Here is a 4,731-nt window from a genome sequence, read left to right on the forward strand (position 1 = left end):
ACTTTATATTGATAGTCAATGTTTTCTTGTGAGAATATATTTACGGATGTAAATAATAAAAATAAAATAATTGAAAGCTTTTTCATATTTCTTGTTCTCTTAATTCTTTATTTAATAAAAATCGCCTAAACCAAAACGAGAATGGAAGGGATGCTATTGCTCCTAAGGCATCAGCCAAAAAATCGTACCAGTCTCCGCTTCTTCCGGGAAAATATTTACTTTGAAGTATCTCAATCAGGCCTCCATATATAATAGGAACCAATAGTGCAAAAAGGATAAGCTTTAGTATAATAATTTTACCTCGCTTATCGTAGATATAATTAAACGAAGCTACTCCGGCCAGCCCAAAATACATCAAAAAATGAACAATCTTATCTGTGGGGATAAAAAGACAAAAATCGATCTCGGGAACATCTTTTGGAGCGATAAGGCAACATAAATAAAATATAATAATGGCAACTATTGCCGGAGGCCATGTATACCTGAATATTTTTCTTAACATAGAGTTCCACGTTTATGGGGGCTAAAGATAGATAAAATATTAATTAATGGAGTCATTGAATACCTTCATTTCGCAATTTTTACAATCAAAAAAAAGTCTCAGTCTTGTATTGTTGTATACCAGATAAAAAGGTTCTTTATACGGATGTTTTTCATTGCCTTCTTTAGGACACCAACCTAATGACTGTTTAATGCAATGACGGGTAAACATCAAAGGAACATCATTCTGTGCTTGCTTCTCAAAAGCAGGCTGTGTTACCGCAGACTGATGCTGAACGTAAAACTGCTTACTCTTCTCATTCATCACATTTCCGAGATATGTAATATTGGAAACAGGAAAGGCATGAGAGGTCTGTTTATGAGGGATAATATCTTGACGATATCTGATTCTTCGAACAGATAATAGCTTGTCTATGAGTTGCCTTCTCCATTCCGATAGAACAGAGGCCGGAATAAACCAGCTGTTTTCGAAGTCAAAGATTACATAGTTCACCTTAAATATTGTATTACCTGTTTTACTCAGATTGTTCCGTATATTTTCAGTTTGATTTTTTTGAGCAGGTTGTTTTTCTAATTCAAAGTTGATGGTTGCGTGATTATCATTCTCATCCCTAATCTGAAGAGAAAAGCCAAATGCTATTTTTTTTATTATTATCCATGTCTCTATTTTTCGTTCGGCAGACTTTTTTGATAATAATTTTTCAAACTCATGGTCATAGTTTCTATACACATAAGTTCCCTTTTTTAGTTCAGGGATAGTTGCCGGATATATGGTATCTCCTTCTACACGGTTTACATTAATACCTTCGAGTTCTTTCTTGTTGTTGAAAAAACAAAGTCCGTCTCCGTTATGCAACTTTTTGCTACTATTTATCTTGATATATCTTGTTGTAACCTCAGTGATTTTGCCAATCGGTTCTCCTACAGACTTTGGAGAGTCCAGCGACCACATATTATTTGTGCGTTCGTGCAAGAAATACTTTGTAAAGCCTCTGTTAAAACTCTTCTCAAGATTTGGCTCAAATGTATAACTTGATTTTCCCGACGATGATCTTATATATTCCGGATGTCTTTCTATAATATGATCGAGTTTGGTACGATAATAAGAAACAACATTCTTTACATACGAAATATCTTTGAGTCGCCCCTCTATTTTTAAAGAACTCACTCCGGCTTCAAGCAGCTCTTCCAAGTTCTCCGATAAATTGAGATCTTTCATCGATAGAAAATGCTTTTTTGCCATGATTTCTTCTCCTTTGGCATCACTCAAAGTATAAGGTAGGCGACAATATTGGGTACATGCTCCTTTATTCGCACTTCGTCCCGATAAAGCTTGACTGAGGTAACACTGCCCGCTATAGCATACACACAATGCTCCATGTACAAAAACTTCGAGAGGTGTGTTCACTTGTACTGCTATGTCGTGTATTTCGTCTATTGTCAACTCACGGGGTAGTACTATTTGTTGAAAACCTGCTTTTTCGAGAAACTTTACTTTGTCAGCCCCTCGGTTATCCATCTGTGTACTTGCATGTAGGGCAATAGGAGGGAGGTTGAGCATCGTAATGCCCATATCTTGAATAATAAGAGCATCTACCCGGGCATTATTGTATAGCTGCCATATCAGTGCTTCTGTTTCCTTCAGTTCGTTATCGTTAAGTATTGTATTGAGAGCTACATATACCTTTGCATTATACAAATGTGCATATTCAGCCAGAGCCTTAATGTCATCGAGTGTATTGCCGGCAGCAGCCCGTGCACTGAACTTTGGAGCACCTATATATACTGCATCTGCACCATGATTGATTGCCTCGATACCACATTCAAGGTTCTTGGCAGGCGCGAGTAATTCTATTTTTCGTACTTTAAGCAAGTGATTGTCTTCTTTTATGTTTCTGAATAAAAAGTAACAAAAGTAACACGTTTTTTATTGTTTTTGAGTGTTACCTTTTGTTGTTGAAACTTTCTTATATATAGATAAATTTACAAAGAGGATATGCCTTTTTATTTTTCATTCATCAAATCAAGATCTCCCATATTTTTGATTTGAGTTTTATCGTATGGAGTTTCTTGATAAACGAAGTAGTTAAGCCAATTATTAAATAATAAATTTCCATGTCCCGACCAACGTACTACGGGGGGATTTGCCGGATTGTCGTTTTTGTAATAATTGCTTGGAATTTTTATTGGTAATCCTTTCTCTGCATCTCTTACGTATTCGTTATTCAACGTGTAAGGAGCATATTCTGAATGACCTGTTAGATAGAACTCACGCCCTCCGCGCGACATCACAATGCCTACTCCCGAATCATCAGACTCGGACAATATTTTAAGTCCGCCACTATTTAGTATTTCATCTCTTCTTACCGTAGTATGGCGACTGTGTGGAATGTAGAATTCGTCATCAAAGCCTCTGAATAGTGGAAACTTCTTGTCATGTACTACATGCTTGAATACCCCGAACATTTTTTCAGGAAGAATATATTTATTTATGCCATAAAAGTGATACATGGCCGCCTGAGCCGCCCAGCAAATATAGAGTGTAGATGTAACATGCGTACGTGCCCAGTCGAATATTGCAGATATCTCGGACCAGTATGTCACTTCTTTAAATTCGTAGAGTTCTACCGGGGCTCCGGTAATAATCATCCCGTCATAGAAGTCATCTTTTACGTCGCTAAAACTTTTATAAAACATCTGCAAATGTTCTTCCGATGTATTTTTTGATACATGTGTTTCGAGCATCAAGAAGTCAACTTCTACTTGTAACGGATTGTTCGACAATAGTCTGATCAGATCCGTTTCGGTCATAATCTTTATCGGCATGAGATTTAGTATGAGTACTCTCAAGGGACGGATGTCTTGTTCGTCAGCCCTTAATTGACTCATAACAAATATATTCTCTTTTTTTAGAATCTCTATAGCCGGAAGATTATTTGGGATATTTACTGGCATTGTCGCTAAGTATAAGTGATTGATAAAATAAGTTGCTGTTTTGTTATGATAAACGAAGCAAAGTATCCCATATCGATAGTGATACGAGAAGCCTCGTTATTTTGACATAACAAAAGGATATGCATTTATAATGCAAAGTTACAAAAATAACAGTAATATTTATTTTCTATCAAAATTTAGAGAGTATTTCACTTCAGAGTAATAATATAATAGAAAAAAGTGTGTTGGCTTTTGAATTTAGCTACAAAAAAAGCGCTATCTTTTACAGATAGCGCTTCTTGATATTATATCGTTCTTATTATCAACCTACTTCGATGATTAAGAATTTAGTTAAACTCCAGAATCTCTTATAGTCTGTAATTTTGATAACTATAGTTCCTTTTGCATCTTTGTCTAAAGTATAACTGTCTTTAGGGTGATCTGACAAGAGTTTTGCTTTCTTGTCGTAAACAGGAATACTGTGAGTATCACGAATGTCTATTCTTATGAACTTACTCTTCTCAATGCTTTCTTTCAAAATCTTAGGAGACGCAAGGAATCCGCCCGAAACAATTTTAGCTTCTTTAAGTTCTTTGCTTGTGCCGAACATATAATAAGCAGTATTCAACTCCTTGTCTTGTTCTTTAATCTTAGATGCTTGTTCCGCAGTCTGAGATGACAGCGTTTCTACATTTGAAGTTAATGATTGTACATCTGTTTGCAATAAAGCTATTTGCTCGTCACGCGCTGATAATGATTTTTGAAGTTCCGAAATAGTGTTAGCTCTTTCTACTAACTCAGAATTCAAACGTTCGATAGTTGCTTTCAAGCCTGACATTTGTCCCGAATTGCTTTTTAGCCTTTTATTTAATTTGTCAATATCAGTTTTGTTCTTTTTCAATATTTCATTGATCATTTCAAAATTGTCTTTGATACGTGTTTTTGTATCATTCGACATTTCACCTTTAGACTTAGATTCGATAGATAGGAATTTTTCAGCTTCTCTTATTTGTCTGAAATTTTCTTCTACATCGTTAATCAAAGTATTCATTTCCTCCAATTCGCTATTACTTTTGCTCGTAACTTGAAGAAGAGAGTCGCGTTGAGCCTGTAAAGCTTTATATTCATCCGAATTTTTTACGTTACATGATGCTAATGCTAATAAGCATAGACATCCAACTACTAATTTTTTCATAAACTAATATTTAAGTTGTTAGATTTCTTTTTCTATTATAGTTTAAAAATTTATTCTTCTTTACCTGCAAGCACTATAACAAATTCTCCTCTGGGTTCGTT

General features: G+C 35.3%; 4 protein-coding genes. All 4 read right to left on the reverse strand.

The annotated features are described in order from the left end of the window. Positions 1-82: 82 nt before the first annotated feature. The 4 genes from LDB17_RS05990 to LDB17_RS06005 all read right to left on the reverse strand — a co-directional run bounded on the left by LDB17_RS05990 (position 83) and on the right by LDB17_RS06005 (position 4,630). Positions 83-502, reverse strand: a complete 420-nt coding sequence (locus LDB17_RS05990) for a VanZ family protein (protein ID WP_252638870.1) — start codon at positions 500-502, stop codon at positions 83-85. Between the two features lie 39 nt (positions 503-541). Further along, positions 542-2,374, reverse strand: coding sequence for a U32 family peptidase (locus tag LDB17_RS05995; protein ID WP_252638872.1), 1,833 nt, complete (start codon positions 2,372-2,374; stop codon positions 542-544). A 131-nt stretch (positions 2,375-2,505) separates the two neighbouring features. Next, positions 2,506-3,456, reverse strand: coding sequence for a homoserine O-succinyltransferase (metA, locus tag LDB17_RS06000; protein ID WP_135105072.1), 951 nt, complete (start codon positions 3,454-3,456; stop codon positions 2,506-2,508). Between the two features lie 301 nt (positions 3,457-3,757). After that, positions 3,758-4,630: a hypothetical protein gene (locus LDB17_RS06005; protein ID WP_006843001.1), complete on the reverse strand. Its 873-nt coding sequence runs from the start codon at positions 4,628-4,630 to the stop codon at positions 3,758-3,760. Positions 4,631-4,731 lie beyond the last annotated feature (101 nt).

This window comes from Dysgonomonas sp. Shenzhen-Wh21 (assembly GCF_043392705.1).
Lineage (GTDB): Bacteria > Bacteroidota > Bacteroidia > Bacteroidales > Dysgonomonadaceae > Dysgonomonas.

Bases quoted from the DNA above. Each gene is read 5' to 3' on its own strand.
- LDB17_RS05990 (WP_252638870.1), bottom strand. From the start codon at position 502: ATGTTAAGAAAAATATTCAGGTATACATGGCCTCCGGCAATAGTTGCC.
- metA (WP_135105072.1), bottom strand. From the start codon at position 3,456: ATGCCAGTAAATATCCCAAATAATCTTCCGGCTATAGAGATTCTAAAA.
- LDB17_RS06005 (WP_006843001.1), bottom strand. From the start codon at position 4,630: ATGAAAAAATTAGTAGTTGGATGTCTATGCTTATTAGCATTAGCATCA.